The sequence below is a fragment of the Micromonospora sediminicola genome (assembly GCF_900089585.1).
Taxonomy (GTDB): Bacteria; Actinomycetota; Actinomycetes; order Mycobacteriales; family Micromonosporaceae; genus Micromonospora; species Micromonospora sediminicola.
Genome location: NZ_FLRH01000003.1, coordinates 1,785,136 through 1,807,500, shown reverse-complemented (window position 1 = coordinate 1,807,500; position 22,365 = coordinate 1,785,136). Strand labels below are relative to the sequence as shown.

General features: G+C 73.3%; 20 protein-coding genes, 2 tRNA genes and 1 pseudogene (1 of these 23 only partly in view). 8 read left to right on the top strand and 15 right to left on the bottom strand.

Translation table 11 applies throughout. The features are described from left to right. Both GA0070622_RS09135 and GA0070622_RS09130 read right to left on the bottom strand, forming a co-directional pair. Positions 1–254, bottom strand: partial view of a carbon-nitrogen hydrolase family protein gene (locus tag GA0070622_RS09135; RefSeq protein WP_091571845.1) — the start only. Its footprint begins 544 nt before the window's first position; the window shows 254 of its 798 coding nt (coding positions 1–254); the start codon lies at positions 252–254; the stop codon falls past the left edge of the window. 40 nt (positions 255–294) lie between these two features. After that, positions 295–1,128, bottom strand: coding sequence for an EamA family transporter (locus GA0070622_RS09130; RefSeq protein ID WP_091571841.1), 834 nt, complete (start codon positions 1,126–1,128; stop codon positions 295–297). Between the two features lie 41 nt (positions 1,129–1,169). On the opposite strand from GA0070622_RS09130, the gene GA0070622_RS09125 reads away from it, so the two are divergent. Next, entirely contained in the window at positions 1,170–1,793 is a 624-nt protein-coding gene (locus tag GA0070622_RS09125) for a helix-turn-helix domain-containing protein (protein WP_091571836.1), read from the top strand. Positions 1,794–1,817: 24 nt separating this feature from the next. On the opposite strand, the gene clpX is transcribed toward GA0070622_RS09125, so the two are convergent. The 5 genes from clpX to GA0070622_RS09100 form a co-directional block, all read right to left on the bottom strand. Beyond that, on the bottom strand, positions 1,818–3,110 hold the full coding sequence (clpX, locus tag GA0070622_RS09120; protein ID WP_089158259.1) for an ATP-dependent Clp protease ATP-binding subunit ClpX: 1,293 nt from the start codon (positions 3,108–3,110) through the stop codon (positions 1,818–1,820). Positions 3,111–3,338: 228 nt separating this feature from the next. Then, positions 3,339–4,001, bottom strand: coding sequence for an ATP-dependent Clp protease proteolytic subunit (locus tag GA0070622_RS09115; RefSeq protein WP_013288034.1), 663 nt, complete (start codon positions 3,999–4,001; stop codon positions 3,339–3,341). A gap of 14 nt (positions 4,002–4,015) precedes the next feature. Continuing rightward, positions 4,016–4,657 (bottom strand): ATP-dependent Clp protease proteolytic subunit, encoded by a 642-nt coding sequence (locus tag GA0070622_RS09110; RefSeq protein WP_091571833.1) that lies wholly within the window; start codon positions 4,655–4,657, stop codon positions 4,016–4,018. A gap of 174 nt (positions 4,658–4,831) precedes the next feature. Beyond that, positions 4,832–6,178 (bottom strand): trigger factor, encoded by a 1,347-nt coding sequence (gene tig, locus GA0070622_RS09105; protein ID WP_157779179.1) that lies wholly within the window; start codon positions 6,176–6,178, stop codon positions 4,832–4,834. Positions 6,179–6,326: 148 nt separating this feature from the next. Continuing rightward, positions 6,327–6,400 (bottom strand) — tRNA-Pro (locus GA0070622_RS09100). A 254-nt stretch (positions 6,401–6,654) separates the two neighbouring features. Between GA0070622_RS09100 and GA0070622_RS09095 the strand changes: the two genes are divergently transcribed. Beyond that, positions 6,655–6,728: transfer RNA gene (locus GA0070622_RS09095), tRNA-Gly, on the top strand. Between the two features lie 304 nt (positions 6,729–7,032). Here GA0070622_RS09095 and GA0070622_RS09090 read toward each other — a convergent pair. Then, positions 7,033–7,671 (bottom strand): SAM-dependent methyltransferase, encoded by a 639-nt coding sequence (locus GA0070622_RS09090; RefSeq protein ID WP_091571825.1) that lies wholly within the window; start codon positions 7,669–7,671, stop codon positions 7,033–7,035. A gap of 235 nt (positions 7,672–7,906) precedes the next feature. Between GA0070622_RS09090 and GA0070622_RS09085 the strand changes: the two genes are divergently transcribed. Further along, complete coding sequence (locus GA0070622_RS09085; RefSeq protein WP_091571822.1) at positions 7,907–8,245, top strand: hypothetical protein; 339 nt, start codon at positions 7,907–7,909, stop codon at positions 8,243–8,245. A 266-nt stretch (positions 8,246–8,511) separates the two neighbouring features. Here GA0070622_RS09085 and GA0070622_RS09080 read toward each other — a convergent pair whose 3' ends face one another. Together GA0070622_RS09080 and GA0070622_RS09075 are read right to left on the bottom strand one after the other, a co-directional pair. Further along, entirely contained in the window at positions 8,512–8,937 is a 426-nt protein-coding gene (locus tag GA0070622_RS09080) for a nucleoside deaminase (RefSeq protein ID WP_091571819.1), read from the bottom strand. Further along, entirely contained in the window at positions 8,934–9,626 is a 693-nt protein-coding gene (locus GA0070622_RS09075; RefSeq protein ID WP_091571816.1) for an MOSC domain-containing protein, read from the bottom strand. The genes GA0070622_RS09080 and GA0070622_RS09075 overlap by 4 nt, the downstream gene beginning before the upstream one ends. Positions 9,627–9,754: 128 nt before the next feature. Here GA0070622_RS09075 and GA0070622_RS09070 point away from each other — a divergent pair, with 128 nt between their 5' ends. Together GA0070622_RS09070 and GA0070622_RS09065 are read left to right on the top strand one after the other, a co-directional pair. Beyond that, positions 9,755–12,682 carry an Hsp70 family protein gene (locus tag GA0070622_RS09070; protein WP_091571812.1) on the top strand — a complete coding sequence of 976 codons (2,928 nt, stop codon included), beginning with the start codon at positions 9,755–9,757 and terminating at the stop codon, positions 12,680–12,682. Between the two features lie 95 nt (positions 12,683–12,777). Continuing rightward, on the top strand, positions 12,778–14,892 hold the full coding sequence (locus GA0070622_RS09065; protein ID WP_091571808.1) for a M14 family zinc carboxypeptidase: 2,115 nt from the start codon (positions 12,778–12,780) through the stop codon (positions 14,890–14,892). A gap of 43 nt (positions 14,893–14,935) precedes the next feature. Here GA0070622_RS09065 and GA0070622_RS09060 read toward each other — a convergent pair whose 3' ends face one another. Beyond that, positions 14,936–16,816: a propionyl-CoA synthetase gene (locus tag GA0070622_RS09060; protein ID WP_091571803.1), complete on the bottom strand. Its 1,881-nt coding sequence runs from the start codon at positions 16,814–16,816 to the stop codon at positions 14,936–14,938. A 316-nt stretch (positions 16,817–17,132) separates the two neighbouring features. On the opposite strand from GA0070622_RS09060, the gene GA0070622_RS32470 reads away from it, so the two are divergent. Continuing rightward, on the top strand, positions 17,133–17,624 hold the full coding sequence (locus GA0070622_RS32470) for a hypothetical protein (RefSeq protein WP_176558928.1): 492 nt from the start codon (positions 17,133–17,135) through the stop codon (positions 17,622–17,624). A gap of 50 nt (positions 17,625–17,674) precedes the next feature. On the opposite strand, the gene GA0070622_RS09050 is transcribed toward GA0070622_RS32470, so the two are convergent. Next, positions 17,675–18,199 (bottom strand): hypothetical protein, encoded by a 525-nt coding sequence (locus GA0070622_RS09050; protein ID WP_091571796.1) that lies wholly within the window; start codon positions 18,197–18,199, stop codon positions 17,675–17,677. Positions 18,200–18,298: 99 nt separating this feature from the next. On the opposite strand from GA0070622_RS09050, the pseudogene GA0070622_RS09045 reads away from it, so the two are divergent. Beyond that, positions 18,299–19,520, top strand: a pseudogene (locus GA0070622_RS09045) (GNAT family N-acetyltransferase). Between the two features lie 27 nt (positions 19,521–19,547). Next, the gene (locus GA0070622_RS33670) at positions 19,548–20,036 is read left to right on the top strand and encodes a hypothetical protein (protein ID WP_091571793.1); all 489 of its coding nucleotides are present in this window, start codon (positions 19,548–19,550) and stop codon (positions 20,034–20,036) included. A 34-nt stretch (positions 20,037–20,070) separates the two neighbouring features. Here the strand turns inward: GA0070622_RS33670 and GA0070622_RS09035 are convergent, their stop codons facing one another. The 3 genes from GA0070622_RS09035 to GA0070622_RS09025 form a co-directional block, all read right to left on the bottom strand. Further along, positions 20,071–20,541 carry a ribose-5-phosphate isomerase gene (locus GA0070622_RS09035; protein WP_091571788.1) on the bottom strand — a complete coding sequence of 157 codons (471 nt, stop codon included), beginning with the start codon at positions 20,539–20,541 and terminating at the stop codon, positions 20,071–20,073. 75 nt (positions 20,542–20,616) lie between these two features. Continuing rightward, positions 20,617–21,816, bottom strand: a complete 1,200-nt coding sequence (locus GA0070622_RS09030; RefSeq protein ID WP_091571785.1) for a DUF1015 family protein — start codon at positions 21,814–21,816, stop codon at positions 20,617–20,619. Between the two features lie 129 nt (positions 21,817–21,945). Next, positions 21,946–22,272, bottom strand: coding sequence for a hypothetical protein (locus GA0070622_RS09025; protein WP_245666152.1), 327 nt, complete (start codon positions 22,270–22,272; stop codon positions 21,946–21,948). Positions 22,273–22,365: the final 93 nt, after the last annotated feature.

Below are 22,365 nucleotides of genomic sequence, written 5' to 3'. Positions count from 1 at the left end.
CCGGCCTCGTGGAACGAGCCGGCGATCACCCACATGCCGAGCCGCCGGGCGGCCTCGGCGAAAAACCGCCCCACCGTGCCGTCCACCGGCTCGGCCGGTGGCATCCGGTCGGCGGGGCCGAGGTAGTCCACGTACTCCGGAAGGACGGCGAGGTCGGCGCCGGCCGCCGCGGCCCGGACCAGCAGGGCCTCGGCGGCGGCGAGGTTCGCCGCCCGGTCGTCGCGGGTGTTGAGCTGGCAGACGGCGACGCGCATGACCCCGAGGGTACGGGGGCAGGCGGATGGGCGACAGGGTTCAGACGCTGGCCAGCACGAGCGCGGCGGCGGCGAATCCGAGCCCGGCCAGCTGCACCGGCCGCAGCCGTTCCCGGTCGACGGCGAGCGCCAGCAGGACGGTGCTCGCCGGGTAGAGCGAGGCGATCGCGGCCACCACGCTGAGGTGCCCCCGACCGGCGGCGGCGAGGAAGAGCGCGTTCGCCGCGGAGTCGAGCAGGCCGGCGGCGGCCGTCCAGCCGAGCACCCGTCGGCCGAGTCGCAGGCGGGCGCCGGTGCGGGCGACGAGCGCGAGGCCGAAGGCGATCGAGCTGACGCGTACCGCCAGCACCGGCCACATGCCGGCGCTCTCGTCGGCCTGGCCGAGGAGGGCGAAGAAGATGCCGAAGAGCAGACCGGCGGCGAGGGCGGTGCCGATCACCCGGCCGGAGAGGCGGCCGGCGTCACCCCGCTCCCCCAGGCTGACGAGCGCGATGGCCACCACGGCGAGCCCGGCGCCGCCCAGCGCGAGGGTGCCCGGGGAGTGGGCCAGGAACAGGCCGGCGACGATCGGCACGACCGCGGCGGTGATCGCGGTGACCGGTGCCACGACCGCCATGACGCCGGTGGCCAACGCGCGGTAGAGCAGCATGACGCCGGCGGCGCCGGCCACCCCGGCGAGCAGGCCCCAGGCCAGGTCGAGCGGCGCCGGCGTGCCGGGCACGACGAGCACGAGGACGAGCAGCAGCGGCAGGCTGAGCAGCTGCGAGACGACGGTCACGGCGATCGGGTGGGCGTGCCGGGACGCCTTGCCCCCGGAGAAGTCGGCCGTGCCGAACGCGATCGCGGACACCGCGGCGAGCACAATGGGAAGCACCCGACAGTCGTACCATAATATTGACCGCGAAGGACAGTGTGATGACCGATACCGGCGGACGCGTGGGCGCGGTGACCTCCGCGGTCGCCCGGCAGGTACGCGAACTGCGGGCCGCCCGGGGCTGGTCCTTCGACGAGCTTGCCGGCCGGTCCGGCGTCAGCAAGGGCATGCTCGTGCAGATCGAGGGCGCCCGGACCAACCCGAGCATCGGCACCCTCTGCCGGGTCGCCGACGCGTTCGGCGTCAACATCGCCCGGTTGCTGGAGCCGGCGGAGGAGAAGGCGGTACGGGTCACCACGGCGGACGAGGCGCCGGTGCTGTGGCGCGGCGCGCACGGCGGCACCGCGCGACTGCTCAGCGGCCTCGGCGAACCCGATTTGGTCGAACTCTGGGACTGGCGGATGCGGCCGGGTGAGGAGTTGCGTTCCGCCGACCACGCGCACGGCACCCGCGAGGTGCTGTACGTGCTGGACGGCGCCGTCACGGTCACCGTCGACGGCGTCGACCACGAGGTGCGCGCCGGCCAGACGGTGGAGTTCCACGCCGACCGGGACCACGGCTACCGGGTGGTCGGCGACGAGCCGGTACGCCTCGTGATGGTGGTGGTCACCCCGTCGGGCGAGTGGGACCGGCGGACCCGGTCACGCGGACCGCGCCCGAGCTGACCCGGGCGCGGTCGCGACGACGGCTCAGGCCGACTTCTCCTCGCGGTCCCGCCGGCGCCGGCCGGTGAACTCGCGGGGCACGATGGTCGGGTTGACGTTCTCCAGGACGACCTCGCGGGTGATCAGCACCCGGGCGGCGTCGGGGTTGCTCGGCACCTCGTACATCACGGAGAGGAGCACCTCTTCCATGATGGCCCGCAGGCCACGGGCGCCGGTGCCGCGGAGCATCGCCTGGTCGGCGATGGCCTCCAACGCCGGCTGCTCGAACTCCAGCTCGACGCCGTCCAGCTCGAACAGGCGCTGATATTGCCGGACCAGCGCATTGCGCGGCTCGGTGAGGATCTTCACCAGGGCGCCCCGGTCGAGGCTGCGTACGTTGGTGATCACCGGGAGCCGGCCGATGAACTCGGGGATCAGCCCGAACTTCAACATGTCTTCCGGCATGACCTGGCTGAAGATGTCGTCGGTGGACCGCTCCGACACCGACCGGAGTCGGGCGCCGAAGCCGGTGCCGCCGGAGCCGGTGCGGGCCTCGATGATCTGGTCGAGGCCGGCGAACGCGCCACCGCAGATGAACAGCACGTTCGTGGTGTCGATCTGGATGAACTCCTGGTGCGGGTGCTTCCGGCCGCCCTGCGGCGGCACGTTGGCGACCGTGCCCTCCAGCATCTTGAGCAGCGCCTGCTGCACGCCCTCGCCGGAGACGTCGCGCGTGATCGACGGGTTCTCCGACTTGCGGGCGATCTTGTCGACCTCGTCGATGTAGATGATGCCGGTCTCGGCGCGCTTGATGTCGTAGTCGGCGGCCTGGATCAGCTTGAGGAGGATGTTCTCCACGTCCTCGCCGACGTAGCCCGCCTCGGTGAGGGCGGTGGCGTCGGCGATCGCGAACGGGACGTTGAGCATCCGGGCCAGCGTCTGCGCCAGGTGGGTCTTACCGCAGCCGGTCGGACCGAGCAGCATGATGTTGGACTTGGCGAGTTCGACGCCGTCGCTGCCCGAGCCGGGCGCGCCGGCGGCCTCCGCCTGGATCCGCTTGTAGTGGTTGTAGACCGCGACGGCGAGCGCCTTCTTGGCCTGCTCCTGGCCGACGACGTAGTTGTCGAGGAACTGGCAGATCTCCATCGGCTTGGGAAGCTCTTCCCACTTCACCTCGCCGGACTCGGCCAGCTCCTCCTCGATGATCTCGTTACAGAGATCGATGCACTCGTCGCAGATGTAGACGCCGGGGCCCGCGATGAGTTTCTTGACCTGCTTCTGCGACTTGCCACAGAAGGAGCACTTCAGTAGGTCGCCGCCGTCACCGATCCGTGCCACCTACGTTCTCCCTGCACTCATCGGCCGGAGCGCCGGCCCTGACCTGCGAGCGCCCGGGGCGCTCGTCCGTCCTGTCGTTCCACCATGCTGTCGGCTCCACCCGATCCGACCCGCGGAGCGGTACAGACCCGACGTTACCCGGTGGCCGGGTTTTCTCCGACCCCCAAAACGGGTGTGTCAGAGGTCGGCCGGGAACGATGCCCCGGCCGACCTCCGACCCCGCGTCGCTCAGCCCGCGGCGTGGGACGCCAGCAGGCCCTTCTTGCGGCTGGTCAGGATGGTGTCGACCAGCCCGTACTCCTTGGACTCCTCGGCCGTCATGATCTTGTCACGGTCGATGTCCTTGCGAACCTGCTCGATCGGGCGGTTGCAGTGCCGGGACAGCATGTCCTCCAGCTGCGTCCGCATCCGCAGGATCTCCCGCGCCTGGATCTCGATGTCCGAGCCCTGGCCGTAGCCACCCTCGGTGGCCGGCTGGTGGATGATGATCCGGGAGTTGGGCAGCGCCATCCGCTTGCCCGGGGTGCCCGCGGAGAGCAGCACCGCCGCCGCGCTGGCCGCCTGCCCGAGGCAGACGGTCTGGATGTCGGGGCGGACGTACTGCATGGTGTCGTAGATCGCCGTCATGGCGGTGAAGGAACCGCCGGGCGAGTTGATGTACATGATGATGTCGCGGTCCGGGTCGGTGCCCTCCAGCGTCAGCAGCTGGGCCATCACGTCGTTGGCCGACGCGTCGTCCACCTGGACGCCGAGGAAGATGATCCGGTCCTCGAAGAGCTTGTTGTACGGGTTGGACTCCTTCATCCCGTACGACGTGCGCTCGACGAACGACGGCAGCACGTAGCGGTTGTGCACGGCCGCGAACTGGGGCGGCAGGCTCAGGTCGGTCATCGTCAGCTCCTCGCTCAGCTCAGGGTCCCGGCGCCATCCGGAACCTGGGCGGCTCCGATGATCACCTTGTCGATGAAGCCGTAGTCCATGGCCTCCTGGGCGGTGAACCAACGGTCGCGGTCCGAGTCGGCCTCGATCTGCTCCTGGGACTGGCCGGTGTGGTGCGCGACCCGCTCCTGGAACATCCGCTTGGTGTAGAGCATCTGCTCGGCCTGGATCGCGATGTCCGACGCGGTGCCGCCGAGGCCGCCGGAGGGCTGGTGCATCATGATCCGCGCGTGCGGCAGGGCGTAGCGCTTGCCCTTGGTGCCCGCGCAGAGCAGGAGCTGGCCCATCGAGGCCGCCATGCCCATGGCCACCGTCGACACGTCGTTGTCGATGTACTGCATCGTGTCGTAGATCGCCATGCCGGAGTAGACCGAGCCACCCGGCGAGTTGATCCAGAGGAAGATGTCGCGGTCCGGGTCCTCCGCCGCGAGCAGCAGCAGCTGCGCGCAGATGCGGTTGGCCACCTGGTCGTTCACCTCGCTGCCCAGGAAGATGATCCGTTCCTTGAGCAACCGGTTGTAGACCGAGTCGTCGAGGTTGCCAATGGAGTCGCCACCGCGGGCCTCGATCGCCCGGAGCGACTTCTTGGGGATGTGCATGTCGGTCATGGCAGCCCTTCGCTCTCCGTACCGTCCTACCCGACACTAACCGCTCTGCCGGGAGGCGTACTCCCGGTCGGGGCACTGTTCGCTCTCAGCGCAGTCACCCGGTCGGCGTACCCCGGAAAGGGTTTCGGCCGCCGCCCGGCGCGCAGCGCGGGACGACGGCCGACGCCCTGACGATCAGTGCTGGTGGTCGTGCTCGGCCTCGTTCTGGGCCCGCAGCGCGTCGAGGGAGACCTCGTTGCCCGCCGCGTCCTTGATCGTGATCTTCTCCATCACCGCGGCGAGCGCCTTGCCCCGGCGGACGTCACCGAAGACGGCCGCGGCGGCGCCGGAGCGGACCAGCTGGTCGTAGTACTGCTGGGGAGCCATGCCGGCACGCTGGGCGCGGTGCACGATCTCGTGCCCGAACTCGTCGTCGGAGACCTGCACGTCCTCGGCGTCGGCCAGGGTGTCCAGCAGGAGCTGGATCTTGACGCCGTCGGTCGCCGCCTCGGTCAGCTCGGCGTCGATCTGCTCCTCGGTCTTCTCCTCGGCGGCGAGGTATTCCTCCAGGGAGGCGCCGATGCGCTCGAGCTGGTCGACCATCGCGGCCTTGCGGCTCTCGACCTCCTCCTTGACGACACCCTCCGGCGCCGGCACCTCGGCGGCGGCGACCATCTGCTCGAGGGCCTTGTCGCGGGCGGCGTAGATCTGCTCGACCTGCTTGCCCCGGGTGACCCGCTCCCGCAGGTCGCCGCGCAGCTCCTCGATGGTGTCGAACTCGCTGGCCATCTGCGCGAAGTCGTCGTCGAGCTCGGGGAGCTCCTTCTCCTTCACCGTGCGGACGGTCACCGCCACGTCGGCGTCGCGGCCGGCGTAGTCGCCGCCGACGAGCTGGGTGGTGAAGGTGGTGCTCTCGCCGGCGGCCAGACCGACCAGCGCCTCGTCCAGACCCGGCAGCAGCTGCTTGCTGCCCACCTCGTGCGAGATGTTGCTCGCCGAGCCGCCCGGCACCTCCTCGCCGTCGACCGTGGCGTTCAGGTCGATCTGCACGAAGTCGCCCTCCTGGGCGGCCCGCTCGACGGTCTTCAGCGTGGCGAAACGCTCGCGCAGGCTGTTGACCTGGTCGTCGATCTCGCTGTCGGCGATCTCGATCTCGTCGACGGTCACCTCGATGGTGGCCGGGTCCGGCAGCGTGATCTCCGGACGGACGTCGACCTCGGCGGTGAAGTTGAGCGAGTCACCGTCGTTGAACTCGGTGATGTCCACCTCGGGGCGGCCGAGCGTCTTGAGGTCGTGCTCGCGGACCGCGGCGAGGATGTTCTGCGGGATGGCCTCCTGGATCGCCTCGTTGAGGACGGTCCCCCGGCCCACCCGCTGGTCGATCACCGCGCTGGGAACCTTGCCCCGGCGGAAGCCGGGAACCTGGACCTGCTGGCCGATCTCCCGGTACGCCTTCTTGAGGCTCGGCTCGAGCTCGACGAACGGCACCTCGATGGCGAGCCGCACGCGCGTCGGGCTCAGAGTCTCGACGGTGCTCTTCACAGGCGTACTCCTTGACGGATCTGGGTGTTGAGTCTGGGGCGTGATTGCGCGCATCGAGTGTAGGCGAGCCGGGCTGCGGCACGGGCAGCGCCCGGGTGCCGCGCGGTAAAACCGGCGGTTCCCGGGACGATCCGGTCGCGTACGACAGTCGGGGTGGCGGGATTTGAACCCACGGCCCCTCGCTCCCAAAGCGAGTGCGCTACCAAGCTGCGCCACACCCCGTGGCGACGAAGAGTGTATGCCGTCCGGGCCCCCGAGCGGGTGACCGGGGCGCGCCGCGTCGCCCGGCGGGGCCTGCCGGCCGGTGGCCGTGCCCCGCCACCTCACCGAGGTGGCGGGATCGTCCTGCCCCGAACCCCGCCACCTCGCCGAGGTGGCGTCGATCATGGAGGTCGACGACGACGCGGTATACCGCCGCGCGTCCGGATCGGGGATTCGGTAGGCTGTCGGGCGCGCCCCGCCGCTGTGGGGTGCACGCGGGCGTAGCTCAATGGTAGAGCTTCAGTCTTCCAAACTGACTACGCGGGTTCGATTCCCGTCGCCCGCTCCACCCACGAAGGCCCAGGTAGACCGCATGATCGCGGCACCTGGGCCTTTCGCTTCTCCCCCATGCTTTGATCTTGCGTGCCAATCCGCGTGCCATTCACCGGCGGCGTCGGCCCTCCCCGCCGATGCGGCTATGGCCGCCAGCTTGATCGCGGCGAGGGCGAGGTGCCCGAGGTGCGGGCCGAGGTGAAGGGCGAACAGGTATTCGTAGAGCTGGCGGGTACGCGGGGCGGGATCTCCCCCGCCTCTGGAGGCATCGGCCGGGGCGGATCACCTCGTCGGGCACCACAAGGGCTACCGCATCACCATCAGTGCAGGAACGTGAAGACCGTTCCTGCGGCGTCCAGAGGCTGGGGCGCGCCTTCGAACCGGTGGACGCCGACCGAGAACCGCACGTCGTCCGGAGCGTGGAATGCCTCCTCCACGTAGCCGGCGTCCCGGAGCCACCCACGTACGGCTGGCGTCAGATCCGGTGCCCGTCGCGCCCTGGTCCAGATCACGCTGGCGCCCTCTGCGCACAACCGGGGCAGGGCGGCGATCGTTCGCTTCACGTCGGCGTCCGAGATGTTGCCGAAGACCCCGACCATGAGCACCAGGTCGGCCGGTACCGCACCGACGTACGAAGAGAGCTGGCCCGCGTCTGCCTGCTTGATAACGAGGTTCGAGAGCCGGGCCTGATCGGCTGCGGCTCGAGCGGCGGCCACGTTGCCCGCGTCGTACTCAAGCAGGGTCCCGTGTACCCGTTGAGCATCAGGCCTTGAGGCGAGGACACCGATCAGGTCGTGGCCCTGCCCTGCGCACGCGCTCACCACGGTCAGCCGCTCGTCGGAGCGCTGATCAAGCCACGAGGCGATGTGCTGCTGCACCAGCCGCAGTCGACGCGACAGGGGGGAACCCTCATCGGCGTAGGGTTCATGCCACGCCTGCCAGTGAGTCTGGGCGGTCATCTGGGCCACCTTGCCAGAGCAGAACTTACAGCGATGCCCCGTTACAGACCGAGACCAATTGCGGGCGTCCGGCCCGGCCTGGGCCATCCACGGCCCAGTAACCGTGGCGCGCAGCGGTCATCAGCGGTCACGAGTGGCTTCCGGCTCTGCCGCCGGCCGCAGGCGTTTCGGGCATCACGGCCGGTTGATCGCGCTCTTCCAACCTGCAGGTGCGATGCCTAGCCGGCGATGCACCATGGATCATCAGCACATGGGCGTCCAGGCATCTCTATGGCAGGCGGGGAGGCAGCTGATCGGGCTGCCCGACCCCGCTGGCGGGACGTTTGACGCGGCAGGCGACTTCGACCGGGTGCTAGGGAGGGAAGAGTCCAGCTTCCCCTTGCTTAGTCGTGTCGATCCCTACGGCGACGTGCAGTTCATGCCGTTCGACATGCCGCAGCTTCTCTCCGAGATTGAGAGGCTGTTGCCCTCCGCGCGGCAGGAGCCGGAGCGCCGTGGCCTGGAGAGGCTGCGGATCTTGGCTGAGGTGTGCGCCACGATGACGGATGCCTCGATCGCGTTCGTAGGGGACTGACAACGCGACGGGCAGGACTCGGCGTGCCATTAGCGTGCCATTGGGCGAGGACAACAGGGCCAGCCGAGGCCACGAGAGACTGCCGAGACCAGGCCGCCGAGCCGGTGGCCTGCCGGAGACCGAGCGCCAGCGCGTCGGCAAGCGGCAGTTCCTGGCCGGCCATGCCGGCATCCTGCCCGGTGTGCCGGCCCAGGGCGAACGGGATTCGGCACTGGTGAACGGGACCACCGCCACGGAGGCTTGCCTCGTGACGAGCGCGGACGGACCTAGTAGTGGTCCTCGATCGGCCGGCGCGCCTCGTCGAACAGCGCCGGCCCCTCGTAGCGCACCGGGGGCGGCGCCGGGGTGGCCGGCTTCACCGCGGCGAACTGCTCGCTGGACAGCGCGTACACCACCCGGCCGAGGCCGGACACGCCGATCGCGGTCGCGCACATCGGGCAGGGCTGGCAACTGGTGTACATGGTGGTGCCGGCGGCCACGTCGGGGGCCAGTTCCCGGGCGGCCCAGCGGGCCAGCTTGAGTTCCGGATGGGCGGTGACGTCCGAGTCGGAGACCACGGTGTTGTGGTCCTCGATCAGGACGCTGCCGTCCGGACCGACCAGCAACGAGGCGAACGGCCGTTCCCCGGACGCCCCGGCCCGGTCGGCGAGGGCCACGGCGTGGCGCAGGAACGCTTCGTCGTCCGGTGTCATCGGGCCTCCTCGGGGCCGTCGTGCGTCGCCACGGCGGCGGACGCCTCCAGTCGGCGGCGGATCCGTTCCCTGTCCTCCCCGGGCAGCGCGTCGGCGACCAGCAGCCGGGGCAGCAACTCCGGCTCCAGCGTCGTCGCCCGGAACACGACGGCCGCGGTCACGTCGTGGTCGGGGCGGTGCACGACCTCGACCCGGTCGCCGGCCCGCACGCTGCCCGGAGTGACCACCCGCAGGTACGCCCCCGGCCGCGCCGCCTCGGTGAACCGCCTGATCCACCCGCGCTCGCCCAGCCACCCCTGGAACGTGCCGCACGGGATGCGCGGGCAGGAGACCTCCAGCACCAGGTCCGCGCCGACCCGCCACCGTTCCCCGATCAGCGCGCCGTCGACGTCGACGCCGGAGGTGGTCAGGTTCTCTCCGAAGGCCCCGTTCGGCAGCGCCCGGCCCAGCTCGGCCTCCCAGCGGTCCAGGGCCTCCCGGGCGTACGCGTAGACCGCCTGGTCGGGGCCACCGTGGTGGGCCACGTCGTAGACCCGGTCGCCCGCCAGCCCGACCTGGCCGGTGCCCTTGGGGCCGGGCGCGGTGACCGGGACGGGACCGTCGACGGGCCGCTTGTCGATGCCGGTGGCCCCGATTCCCTTCCACGGGTTGGGTCGCGGCCGGCCGACGTTGACCGAGAGCACCTTCATGGCGGCGACGGTAGGCGCTGGGGGCCGACCCGGCCACCCCATTCCCGCACCGGGGCGGGAAGCGCGGCGGCGCGGGCTGCGTACGATGCGGGGCCGGACATCGGCTCGTCGGGTGGAGGTAGCGACGGATGTCAGGCCAGCAGGACGGTTTCGCGCTCGCCGTGGACCTCGGCACCTCGAACACCGTGGCGGTGCTGCGCCGGCCCGACGGGCGTACCCGGCCGTTGCTGGTGGACGGCCACCCGATCCTGCCGTCCGGTGTGTACGCCGACGCCGACGGTCACCTGCACGTCGGCCGGGACGCGCAGCGCCTGGCCCAGGCCGACCCGGCCGGCTACGAGCCGAACCCGAAGCGGCGGGTCGACGAGGAGACGGTCGAGCTGCGTGGGCGCGCGTACCGGCCGGCGGAGCTGCTGGCCGCGACGCTGCGGGCGGTCGCGGACGCGGCGGTGGCCGCGGTCGGCCTGTTGCCCCCGGCGGTGGTGACCCATCCGGCGGCCTGGGCGGCGCCCCGGCGACAGGTGCTGCACGACGCGCTGGAGCTGGCCGGGTGGCCGGCGGCGGCCGAGCACACCCTCGCCGGGCCGATCGCGCCCGGCACCCGCCTGCTGCGCGAGCCGGTGGCCGCGGCCCGCTACTACACCCAGGTGCTGCGCCGGCCGGTGCCGGTGGGCGGCGTGGTGGCGGTCTTCGACTTCGGCGGGGGCACGCTCGACGTCGCCGTGCTGCGCAACGAGGGCGCCGACCCGTGGGGTGACTCCGGCTTCGTGCTCGTCGCCACCGGCGGGATCGCCGACCTGGGCGGGCTGGACCTCGACGCGGCCCTGCTGGGCCGGCTCGGTGAGCTGGTTCGGCCGGCCCATCCCGAGCGGTGGGCCCGGTTGACCGACCCGACGACGACCGCCGAGCGACGGGACCGCCAGCAGCTCTGGGACAACGTGCGCGGCGCCAAGGAGATGCTCTCCCGGGCCGTGGTCGCGCCGGTCGCCGTACCGGGGGTGGAGGAGGCCGTTCCGCTGACCCGGGAGGACTTCGAGCGGCTCGCCGCGCCGCTGCTCGCCCGCGCGGTCGCCGAGACCCGGCACGTGACCGCCGTCGCCGGCCTGCGCCCGGACCAGCTCTCCGGTCTCTTCCTGGTCGGCGGCTCGACCCGGGTGCCGCTGGTGGCCCGGCTGCTGCACGCCGAGCTGGGGATCGCGCCGACCGTGCTGGAGCAGCCGGAACTGCCGGTCGCCGAGGGCGCGCTGACCGACCTGCCGCTGCCCCGCGCGGCCCGGCGTCCCGGGGCGCCGGTGGCGCCACCGCAGCCCGGAGCGCCGGCGCCGGGCGGGCACGAGGCGACCACCGTCCCCGCGGCCCGCGCCGGGGAGGGCCCCGCGTCGGTGCGCGGACCGCACGGCACCGTCCCCGAGGCGACGGCCCCGGCGCCCGCCGGCCCGCACGGCACGCTGGTCGCCGACGCATCCGAGCAGAACCCGGTGGGGTACGCCGCCACGGCCCGTCCGGCGCCCCCGCCGGGCAGCGCGCCGTCGCACGCCGGCGCGTTCGTGCCGGGGTACGCGTCGGCGTACGCCGCCCCTGCGACACCCGAACAGGCGCGGCCGGCCGATGGCGGCTGGCCGAGCGCGGCGCCGGTTGCCGGCGTACCCGGATCGCCCCTCCCGCCGACCCCGGACGCCGCACCGCCGGGCGGCGGGGGTCGGGGACGCGGCCGGCGGGGCCGGTGGATCGCGCTGGGCGCCGGTGTGGTGGTGGTCGGCCTGGCGGCCGCGACGCTGCTCTGGGTGTTCCGGGACCGGCACCCGGCGCTGGACTTCCAGGCGCCGGTGCTGGTCGGGACGGCGGCCGTCGGCGACGAACGGCCGGGTGAGATGTTCACCGCGACAGTGGCCGACCGCGCCTACCTGGCCTGGTCGCGGCCGGACGACCGCCTCACCGTGCGGGCGGTCGACACCGCCACCGGGAAGAAGATCTGGGAGCAGCAGACCGGGGTGGGCGCGGACCGGTGGGCCGGGATCCGCGCGCTGCCCGACGGCGTCGCCGTCCTCGCCGAGGCGTCCGGTTCCGCCACGCCCCGCCCCCTGCTGGTGCTCGACGGCGGGAACGGCGACCAGCGGTGGAAGATCGACATCCGGGGCGACGACGAGATCTTCCTCGGCGCCGACCGGGTGGTGTGGCTGGACCGGACCGGCAACCGGCTGGTCGGGCTGCGGCTGGACGACGGCCGGCAGCGCTGGGTGCAGGACAACCCGCGCAGCGAGTACGGCGACGCCCGGACCGTGGTGGTCCCGGTCGCGACCGCCGAGGCGCTCGACGGGGCCGGATATCCGGACGGCTCGCCGCGCGCGCCGTGGGCGGGGAAGGCCGACCGGCTGGTGCAGGTCGGCGCGGACCGGTCGGTGCGGGTGCTCGCCATGGGCAGCGGCGAGATTCTGAAGAGCCGGGGCAACGTGGCCGACCTCGACGACCCGGTGACCGCCCGCGACGACCGGCTGTACGTGGCGGAGACCGACCGGGGCCTGCGCCTGGTCTCCTACGACCTGGGCAGCCTGGGCGTGCCCGACGTGCTGTACGCATCGGAGCCGGGCAGCCGGGCGAAGGACCTGGTCACCTGCGGGGAACACCGCGCCTGCCTGCTGGAGGTGCCGGAGGCCGGCGCGGACGGCACCCGGGTGGTCGCGGTGACCGAGGGCGAGGACAGCCGGCAGTGGCCCGCCCCCCAGGCGGAACGGCTGGTCCCGCTCGGCGAGCACCTGCTGGCCGAGCGGGGCACGCCGCGCGACACGGTGACCCTGTTCGGGCCGGACGGCGCCGCTCCGGTCCTGCGCGACCGCGACGGCGTGGCGGTCCGGCTGGACGCCGGCAACCTGCTGCTGTTCAGCGAGGCGCCGAGCGGCTACGAGGACGACCGCAGCCTCGCCGGGCTGGCGGTGGCCGGGAAGCCGTTCGAGATGGGGCTGGTCAAGCAGGTCCGCAGCGAGTCCTGCTCGTGGAACACCGACACGCTCGTGTGCGGCGCGGACAAGGAGTTCCGGCTGTACCGGTTCGCCGGGTGAGGGCGTCCGGACGGCGGACCGAAAGTGAGCTTGACAGCGATCGATGCCTCGGCTGGTGTGGACGGCAGTGACATCGACGTCCGTCAGGAGGCCCCGTGTTCGTCCGACGACGGTGGACCGCGCTCGCCGCCACCAGCATCCTGATCACCGCCGCCCTGTCCCATCCGGATCCCGGCGTGGCCGCGCCGGCCGCACCCACGATCACCCTCGCCCCCACCGAGACCGCGCTGGTCCGGGTGCGCCTGGCCGACCAGGGGCAGCTCGACCGCCTGGTGGCCGGCGGCGCCGACCTGGCCAACCGGCCGCGCTCGCGGGACGGCCGGCCGGTCGCCGACCTCGTCCTCAGCGGCCGGCAGCTCGCCGACCTCACCCGGCAGGGCGCGAGCGCGGTGCAGGTCGTGCAACGCGCCGACGACGGCGCCCGGCGACTCGCCGAGAGCGTCCGGGCCGCCGAGGCCCGCACCCGTGGCGGCCTGCGCGCCGCCGACGGGGTGGACACCCTGCAGTTCCTCCAGGCCTACTGGTGGACCACCGGAGGGAGGACCTTCCTCCAGGCCCAGGTGGCCACCACGGCCACCGACGACCCGGACGTGGAGATCACGGTGAACTGGCGGACGGCCGACGGCGCCGCCGGCTCCTTCCCGCTCTACCGGTTCGAGGACTCGGGCGAGTACCAGTACCACTACGCGCTCCCCCAGCCGGTGCCCGCCCGGCCGGTGCAGCTCACCGCCACCTCCAGCCTGGGCGGGACGAGCCGGCCGGTCACGCCCGCGCTCTGGCCGAACGCCGCACCCCCACCGCAGCCGGCCGGCTACCAGAAGGACTTCATCGACGCCTACCTCACGCCCGTCGACATCAAGGCGCGGATCGCCCGGCTGGGTCGCCAGTACCGCGACCTGGTCGACGTGATCGACCTGCCGAACCGCACCCAGGGCTACCGGCGCACCGCCGCCGCCTACCTGGGTGATCCGGCCGCCGCCGCGGTGGTGGTGGAGTCGGTCCGCTTCGGCGACCAGGGCATGAACGGTGTCCAGGTGCGCACCGTCGACCCGGGTCGGGCGAACCGGCCGCTGACCGTCCGGTACCGCGACCGGGTGCTCACGGTCTCCCTGGCCACCGACGTCGCCGGCAAGGTGACCAGCAGCACCGACGACGTCGCGGCCGCGATCAACGCCCGGCAGGGGGCGCGGTTCCGGGCCACCGTGGAGGACGTCTCCGCCGGACTGCCGATGCCGGTGGCCGGGCCGGTACGCCTCGACGACGGATTGCAGGGCACCGAGGTGCCGGCCCGTCCGTGGACCGTGCAGGCGCTGCGCATCGGCAGGCACCGGGACGGCTCCCGGGTCGGGGTGCTCGCCTACTCGCAGGAACACGCCCGGGAGTGGGCGACGCCGCTGGTCACGCTGGAGTTCGCCGAGCGGCTGCTGGCCAACGCCCGCACCGACGCGGCGACCCGGCAGCTGCTGGAGCAGGTGGACGTGTTCGTGATCCCGACCGTCAACCCGGACGGCGCGAACTACTCGTTCCACGACTACAACTTCCAGCGCAAGAACCTGGTCAACCACTGCGCCGGCACGGCACGGGACCCGAAGTACCGCACCAGCTGGGGCGTGGACGTCAACCGCAACTACACCGTCGGGTCCCTGTTCGACGGGTACGTGGGCGCGAGCGCCAACTGCCTGTCCGGGAACTACGCGGGCACCGCCGAGCTGTCCGAGGCGGAGAGCCGCAACGTGATCGACCTGGCCAAGGCCCACCCGAACATCAGGTTCGCGATGAACGTGCACTCCTACGGCGGCTACTTCATGTGGCCGCCCGGGGCGTACAAGGCGGACGGGCGGGTCACGCTGCCGCGCCCGTCGATCGACGAGTCGACCCTGTTCCTGGCCAGCGCCCGGCGGATCGTCGGGGCCATCGCGGCCGAGCGGGGCACGGTCACCTGGCCGTCGCAGACCGGCCCGGTCGCCGACGTGCTCTACTCGGCGGCCGGCAACTCGGCCGACCAGCTCTACTACGAGCTGGGCATCTTCGCCTGGGACTTCGAGGTGGGCAACGACCGCTGGAACGAGGCCACCGGGCAGTGGGAGGGCGTCGGCTTCCAGCCGCCCTTCGACGAGGCGCACGGCGAGTCGCAGGAGTATGCCGGCGGCCTGGTGGAGCTGGTCCGGGTGGCCCGCGACTACGCGGCCCGCAACCCGGTCCGGCGCTGATCCGACGGTCCCCGGCCGGTGCGTCCGGCCGGGGACCCCGGCGTCAGTCCGTGGCCCCGAGGTCCCGGAAGACGGCCAGCGCGCCCGGGTCGTCGATGGTCGGGGGCACCGGCTCGTCCCGCCCCTCGACCAGGCCACGCATGGTGCGACGGAGGATCTTGCCGGACCGGGTCTTCGGCAGGGCCGGCACCACGGCCACCCGGCGGAACGCCGCCACCGGGCCGATCCGCTGCCGGACCAGGGCGACCAGCTCACCGGCGAGCGCCTCCGGGTCCACCTCGGCGCCGGCCTTGAGCACCACGTACCCGCTGGGCACCTGGCCCTTGAGCGCGTCGGCCACCCCGATCACCGCGCACTCGGCCACCGCCGGGTGGGCCGCCAGCACCTCCTCCATCGCCCCGGTGGAGAGCCGGTGCCCGGCCACGTTGATCACGTCGTCGGTGCGGCCCATCACGTAGAGGTAGCCGTCGTCGTCGAACCGGCCGCCGTCGCCGGTCAGGTAGTGACCGGGGAAGGAGGCGAGGTAGGAGCGGACGAACCGCTCGTCGTCGCCCCACAGCGTGGGCAGGCAGCCGGGCGGCAGGGGCAGCCGGATCACGATCGAGCCGTCCACGCCGGCCGGCACCTCCCGGCCCGCGCCGTCGACCACCCGCACGTCGTAGCCGGGGACCGGCACGGACGGTGAGCCGGCCTTGATCGGCAGCGGCTCCAGGCCGCGCGGGTTGGCCGCCACCGGCCAGCCGGTCTCCGTCTGCCACCAGTTGTCCACCACCGGTACGCCGAGCCGCTCGCCCGCCCAGGCCCAGGTGTCCGGGTCCAGGCGTTCACCGGCCAGGAAGAGGGTGCGCAGCGCGCCCAGGTCGTACCGGGAGAGGTGCGCGCCGTCCGGGTCCTGCCGGCGGATCGCCCGGATCGCGGTGGGCGCGGTGAACAGCGCGGCCACCCGGTGCTCGGCGGCGACCCGCCAGAATGCCCCGGCGTCCGGGGTGCCGACCGGCTTGCCCTCGTAGAGCACGGTGGTCGCGCCGGTGAGCAGCGGCGCGTAGACGATGTAGGAGTGGCCGACCACCCAGCCCACGTCGGAGGCGGCCCAGAACACGTCGCCCGGCTCGATCCCGTAGACGTTGCGCATCGACCAGCGCAGCGCCACCGCGTGCCCGCCGTTGTCCCGCACGACGCCCTTCGGGCGGCCGGTGGTGCCGGAGGTGTAGAGGATGTAGAGCGGGTCGGTGGCGGCGACCGGCACGCACTCCGCCGGCTCGGCGTCCGCCATCGCCTCGTCCCAGGTGAGGTCGCGGCCGGCGACCAGCGGCGCCGGCTCCTGCGGGCGCTGCACCACCACGCAGTGTCGTGGCGCGTGGTCGGCCTCGTCGAGCGCGGCGGCGAGGATCGGGTGGTACGGCACCACCCGGTCGACCTCGATGCCGCACGAGGTGGCCACCACCACCGTCGGCCGGGCGTCGTCGATCCGCACGGCCAGCTCGTGCGCGGCGAAGCCGCCGAAGACCACCGAGTGCACCGCGCCGATCCGGGCGCAGGCCAGCATGGCGATCACCGCCTCCGGCACCATGGCCAGGTAGAGCAGCACCCGGTCACCGGGCCGGACGCCGAGCCGGCGCAGCGCCCCGGCGAACCGGGCGGTCTCGGCGAGCAGCTCGGCGTACGTGAGGGTGCGGACCGTGCCGGTGACCGGGCTGTCGTGGATCAACGCCGGCTGGTCGCCCCGGCCGGCGGCGACGTGCCGGTCGAGCGCGTTGTGGCAGGTGTTGAGCCGCCCGTCCGGAAACCACCGGTACAGCGGCGCGGCCGAGTCGTCGAGGATCCGCTCCGGGGGCGTGAACCAGTCGATGTCCCCGGCCGCGTCCCGCCAGAAGCCGGTCGGGTCGGCGATGCTCCGCTCGTACGCTGATCGATACGCGCCCATGCCGCCATGCTGACCCGGGTCGGGCCGGGGCACGACGTCCGACCGGGGCCGGTGCGCCGGAAGCACGTCCCGGCTCGGTGAGCGGCCCCGAGCCGCCGACGGGCGGTCGGCGTCGGCACGCCTGGCTCATCCCGACGGGCGACGGATGAACCGGGCGACGCCGGGTAATGCCAACGCCGTCCTGGTGGAGTGACGACCGGCGTCGCGGCGTACCGCGACCCCGCGGGCGGACGGTGACACACCGTCCGCCCGCGTGCCGCCGGATTCTTTTTGATCAAGAGGGTTCCGTCGACTAGCGTGCGCCCACGTGAAATCGATGCGCATTTTCCCTGTCGTGCTGGCCTGTGTCGCGGTCACGGCGCTGAGCGCCTGCGGCGGCGAGGACAGCTCCACCCGGGCCGACTCCGCCGCCACCTCCGCCGCGCCGACGCCCGCCTCGTCGACCCCCTCCGCCGCCCCGACCTCGGCGGCCGCGGCGGCCACCGTCGGCGAGAAGGACCTCTGCACCTCCGCCAAGAAGATCAACGACGAGATGAAGGCGAAGCTCGTCGCGGTCATGCAGTCCAGCGGCGACACGAACGCCGAGCTCGCGAAGATCCTCAAGGAGCTGGGCGGAAAGGTCAGCGCACTGGTCGCGACCGCCGGCGACGGCCCGGCGGCCACCGCCCTGCGGCAGTTCAGCGTGGAGGTCACCAAGGCCGCGGCGGCCCCCGACCCGGTCACCGCCGCCGACAACCCGACCATGGCCAAGGCCGGCGAGGACTTCAACGCCGCCTGCAAGGCGGTCGGCGTCACCACCGTCTTCTGAGCGGCGCCGGGGACGCGCGGGCGGCAGCCCGCCCGCGCGTCCTGCGGTGATCAGTTGCCGGTGACCCAGTTCCAGGCGGAGACCACCCACTCGGTCTGCTGGAGGTAGGCCACCCCGACGCCCACCAGGAACAGCGCGGTGATCAGGTGGGCGCCGCGGGCGCTGCGGCGTACCCGGCCGAGCTGCCGCTCCAGGATCAACCGGCCGATCAGCCGGGCCAGCGCGAACAGGCCGACCGCGGTGAGCAGGCTGAGGACGAACGTGAGCAGCGGGGCGATCAGGTTGCCCCGACCGGAGATCGCCCAGATGCCCCAGCAGACGAACGCGAACAGGGCGCCGGCGGCGCTCCACTCACCGCCCCGGCGGGCCTGGGTGAGGTGCCAGCTCATCGACCGGCGCGGCGCCGGCTCGCCGGACCAGTCGGCGTGCTCGACGGTGGGGAACTGCTCGGTGCGGGGCGTACGCGGTCGGCCGACCGCCGCCACCCCGCGCCGGAACGCGTCCCGCTGCTCGGGCACCGGCTGGGGCGGCACCTCCACGGTGCGCTCCGCCCACGGCTGTGTCTGGTCCGCCATCTTCCGTCCTCCCCCTCGACCGACGTCGGCCACGGTTCCGAGGGTAGCCACCCGGCAAATAGGGTGCCGACCCCCACGGTGATGGGGTACACACGGGCGATGACCGACGCGGTGGTGCCCCGGGCCGACGACTTCGACGAGATCGCCGCGCTGCTCGCGCTGGCCTTCCACAGCGACCTCAACCCCGAGCTCCAGACGGTCGAGCGCCCGATCTTCGAGCCGGAACGATCGCTCCTGGTCCGCGACGCCGGCACGGCGGTGGCGCACGCCGCCGCGTTCAGCCGCGACCTGACCGTACCGGGCGCGACCGTGCCGGCGGCACACGTGACCATGGTCGCGGTCGCCCCCACGCACCGCCGGCGCGGTCTGCTCAGCGGGCTCATGCGCCGACAGCTGCGAGAGGTCCGCGACGCCCGGCACGAGCCGGTCGCGGTGCTCTGGGCCAGCGAGGGACGGATCTACCCCCGGTTCGGCTACGGCTCGGCCGCGCAACGGCTGATCCTGAGCGCCGACACCACGGGGCTGCGACTGCCCGCCCCAGACGGCCGCCGAGAGCACGCTGCGCCTGGACCGCCCGGCCGCGCACCGCGACGAGCTGGCCCGACTGTACGAGCGGGCGCGCGCCGACCGCCCCGGCTGGTCCCGGCGCGACGAGCGCTGGTGGGCGTACGTGCTGGCGGACGTGACGAGCCGGCGGCAGGGCGCGACCGAGCGGCGGGTGCTGCGGCACGACGGGCCGGAGGGGATCGACGGGTACGCGCTCTACCGGACGAAGGAGGAGTGGGTCGGCGAGGTCCCCCGCGGCGAGGTACGGGTCGACGAGGTGGTCGCGGTCACCCCGGAGGCGTACCTGACGCTGTGGCGGCTGCTCCTCTCGGTCGACCTGACCCGTCGGTTGTCGTTCCCGATCGCGGCCGTCGACGAGCCGCTGCTGCGCCTGGTCGACGAGCCGCGTCAGCTCGCCCCGCAACTCGTCGACGGGCTCTGGGTGCGGGTGGTGGACGTGCCGGCCGCGCTCGCCGCCCGCCGCTACGCCACCGACATCGACGTGGTGATCGAGGTCACCGACGAGCTGCTGCCGGAGAACACCGGCCGGTGGCGGCTCGTCGGCGGGCCGGGCGGGGCGGAGTGCGCCGCCACCACCGCACCGGCGGGGCTGGCCTGCGACGTGCGCGCGCTCGGCGAGCTGTACCTGGGCGGCACCACCCCGGCCGCGCTGGCCGGCACCGGCCGCGTCCGCGAACTGGTCCCGCACACCCTCCGTACCGTCTCGCCGGCCTTCACCTGGCACCGCGCCCCGACCCCGATGGAGAACTTCTGACGGGTCCCGGGGCGGTACGGTCGGGGAATGGGTGAGGCGGAGCGACGGCGACGGCGACTGCGGCATCAGGCCGAGGCGGTCGACACCGGCGCGGCGGGCGCGCACCCGACCCGCGAGGCGGGCACCGACCCGTCCGGGGCCGCGAGCGCGGCCGTGGAGACGAGCGCGAGCACGTCGGGGGTGCACGACGACGTCGCGCCCCGCCCACCGCACGGCCCCCGGCGGACCGAGCACGGGACCTCCGACGGCGGCTCGCGGTCGCCGCGCGGCATCCGACGTGCTGAGCCGGAGTCGGAACCACGGGGCCGGCGCGCCGGCCCCGTCGCCGACGAGGGCGAGCGCGGGCTGCGCGGTCTGGTCGGTTCGGGGTCGTCGCAGGTGAGCGTGACCGCGGCGATGCGGGCCCGGGACGCCGCCCGGCCCACCGACGACGACCTCGCCGAGGCCGAGGAACGGATGGTGCTGGTCCGCCGCAACTGGGTGCCCCGCGAGGAGCTGCCGCGCGGCGGACGCTGACGGCCGCACCCGGGCGGGTGCGGCCGGACGCGGATCAGGCGGGCAGCTCGGGCAGCCGGCGGCTCTGCTCGTAGTCGGCCACCTGGGCGATCCGCCGGCTGTGCCGGGGGTTGCCGGAGAACGGCGTGGTCAGGAACGCCTCGACCAGGGCGGTGGCCTCGTCCAGCGTGTGCTGCCGGGCGCCGATCGCGACGATGTTGGCGTCGTTGTGCTCCCGCGACAGCTGGGCGGTGTCCACGTTCCAGGCGAGCGCCGCCCGGACGCCGGCCACCTTGTTCGCGGCGATCTGCTCACCGTTGCCCGAGCCCCCGATCACCACGCCCAGGCTGCCCGGGTCGCCGACCACCCGGTCACCGGTGTGCAGGCAGAACGCCGGGTAGTCGTCGTCCGGGTCGAAGGCGTGCGGACCGACGTCCACCACCTCGTAGCCCTGCTTGGCCAGGTGGTTGGCCAGGTGCACCTTCAACTCGAAGCCGGCGTGGTCGGATCCCAGGTAGACGCGCATACCGCGCAGTCTGACAGGCCCGCCCCTCCGTCGGCGCGCGGGCGGCGACCCGGAGGCGGATTCGTCACACGCCGGTCAGCGGGGCAGCTCGGCCACCACCAGGCCGGCCCGCGCCTTCGGGGTGAACCAGGTGCTCTTGCGCGGCATCTTCTCCCGGGCCAGGTTCACCGCGACGAAGTCGTCCACGGTCACCGGCGCCACCAGCACGGCCAGCTCGGCACGGCCGGCGTCGACCTCGCCGGTCAGCCAGCTCGCCGGGTAGTCGCCGCCCACGTACGTGATCCGCTTGTCGCCCGGGTCGAGACCGAGCGCGTCGCGCAGCAGCAGCCGCTCGACCAGCGCGTGGTCGAGGTTCTCCAACCGGCCGGTGCCGACGTGCGGCAGCGTCACCGCGTACCCCCGGCCGGCGAGGTGCAGGTGCACGGCGCCGCCGGTGGCCGGGACGCCGAGGGGGCCCTCCGCCGGGGTGACCTCCGCGCCGGCGGCGCGGAGCCGGTCGCGCAGCTCGTCCGGGGTGGTGGTCAGCTCGCTGACCAGCCGGTTGTAGGGCTGGATGGCGACCGACGCGGGCGTGGTGACCACCGCCAGGAAGCGCGGGAAACCGCCGGTCTGCGCGGCCAGGCTGCGGTGGTTGCCGTCCGCCACCACCAGCTCGCCGCCGCCGGCCAGGGCGGTCAGCTCGTCCTGCGTCCGGCCGGGGCCGACCAGCCAGATGGCGTGGGTGCGGCCGGACTGGTCGACGTCGGTCGCGGCGGGCGCGCCGGCCGTCTCGGTCGCCGCCGCGAGCGCGGCGTGCAGCTCGTCGCCCCGCCCGGTCTGGAGCAGGAGTACGGGTGAGAGCAGGTGACCGAGCGCCTCGGCCAGCGCGACGCGCTCGCGCACCTTGGCGATGAACACGTCCTCGTTGCGGATCACCAGACCCGGCTCGTCGGCTCGGGTGGAGATCTGGTCGGTGTCGACCATCGCCCACAGCCCGTACGCGCTCTCCTCGCCGGGCGCGCTGATCCGGTAGAGCGCCACGACCTGCTCGGCCGGGGTGTAGCTGCCGTCCGCCTTGGCCTCGCCGAGGCGGGACACCGCGTCCGGCAGCGCGTCGAGGAAGGACTTCCCCAGGCTGCCCGGCGCCCGGTGGGGCATCTCGATGCCCAGGGCACTGTGCGGGTTCGCCTCGACGATGGCGGTGATCTCCGCGTCGTCGGCGAACTCGTCGTAGTTCTGCGCGCCGGTGCCGCCAGTGGTGATCCAGGCCCGGGCGATCGGATGCACGACCGTCATGCCCGCTGACGCTACCCGGGCCCGCTCCGCCGCCGCCGCCGGACTCGCTCCCTTCCACCAGGTGAAAGGAAGGGCCCCTTATTAACGCCTGCGGTAGAGGAAGGGCCCCTTGTTAACAGCGGTCCGGGTTCAGGCGGTGGGGTTGCGGTGCCGGCCGGGCGTCGCGGGACGGCGGGTCGACGCAGCCGGACGGGAGCCGGCGTTGAGGCGTACCGTCGTCGCCCCCGCGGTGGCCGGGAGGCCGGCGGCGCCGGAGCGGGCCGGGGCGCGGCCGGGCCGGTCGGTCTCGGGCGGGGTCATCCGCGAGGTGGCCACCACCCGGGCCACGCCGACCACGATCGGCGGGGCCAGCAGGTCGGCCAGGTCGGCCGGGCCGGCCGGCCAGTCGCCCTCGGCCACGGACCAGTACGTCGCACCGGAGTCCTCGGTCGCCGGCTGCGGCGCGTCGTCGGACATGCGGCGGTGCTTAGCCATGGGAATGCCTCCAGGAGCTGCCGTGGTGCGGCCTCGTTCGGGCCGTCGGCTGGGACACCCGGTGAAACGAGCCCC

Coding starts and splice junctions, on each gene's coding strand:
- GA0070622_RS09125 (WP_091571836.1), top strand. CDS start 1,170: ATGACCGATACCGGCGGACGCGTGGGCGCGGTGACCTCCGCGGTCGCC.
- GA0070622_RS09050 (WP_091571796.1), bottom strand. CDS start 18,199: ATGGCGGACCAGACACAGCCGTGGGCGGAGCGCACCGTGGAGGTGCCG.
- GA0070622_RS09060 (WP_091571803.1), bottom strand. CDS start 16,816: ATGGGCGCGTATCGATCAGCGTACGAGCGGAGCATCGCCGACCCGACC.
- GA0070622_RS09090 (WP_091571825.1), bottom strand. CDS start 7,671: ATGACCGCCCAGACTCACTGGCAGGCGTGGCATGAACCCTACGCCGAT.
- GA0070622_RS32470 (WP_176558928.1), top strand. CDS start 17,133: ATGCGCATTTTCCCTGTCGTGCTGGCCTGTGTCGCGGTCACGGCGCTG.
- GA0070622_RS09085 (WP_091571822.1), top strand. CDS start 7,907: ATGGATCATCAGCACATGGGCGTCCAGGCATCTCTATGGCAGGCGGGG.
- GA0070622_RS09070 (WP_091571812.1), top strand. CDS start 9,755: ATGTCAGGCCAGCAGGACGGTTTCGCGCTCGCCGTGGACCTCGGCACC.
- GA0070622_RS33670 (WP_091571793.1), top strand. CDS start 19,548: ATGGGTGAGGCGGAGCGACGGCGACGGCGACTGCGGCATCAGGCCGAG.
- GA0070622_RS09030 (WP_091571785.1), bottom strand. CDS start 21,816: ATGACGGTCGTGCATCCGATCGCCCGGGCCTGGATCACCACTGGCGGC.
- GA0070622_RS09035 (WP_091571788.1), bottom strand. CDS start 20,541: ATGCGCGTCTACCTGGGATCCGACCACGCCGGCTTCGAGTTGAAGGTG.
- GA0070622_RS09025 (WP_245666152.1), bottom strand. CDS start 22,272: ATGTCCGACGACGCGCCGCAGCCGGCGACCGAGGACTCCGGTGCGACG.
- GA0070622_RS09115 (WP_013288034.1), bottom strand. CDS start 4,001: ATGACCGACCTGAGCCTGCCGCCCCAGTTCGCGGCCGTGCACAACCGC.
- GA0070622_RS09080 (WP_091571819.1), bottom strand. CDS start 8,937: ATGACACCGGACGACGAAGCGTTCCTGCGCCACGCCGTGGCCCTCGCC.
- GA0070622_RS09075 (WP_091571816.1), bottom strand. CDS start 9,626: ATGAAGGTGCTCTCGGTCAACGTCGGCCGGCCGCGACCCAACCCGTGG.
- GA0070622_RS09110 (WP_091571833.1), bottom strand. CDS start 4,657: ATGACCGACATGCACATCCCCAAGAAGTCGCTCCGGGCGATCGAGGCC.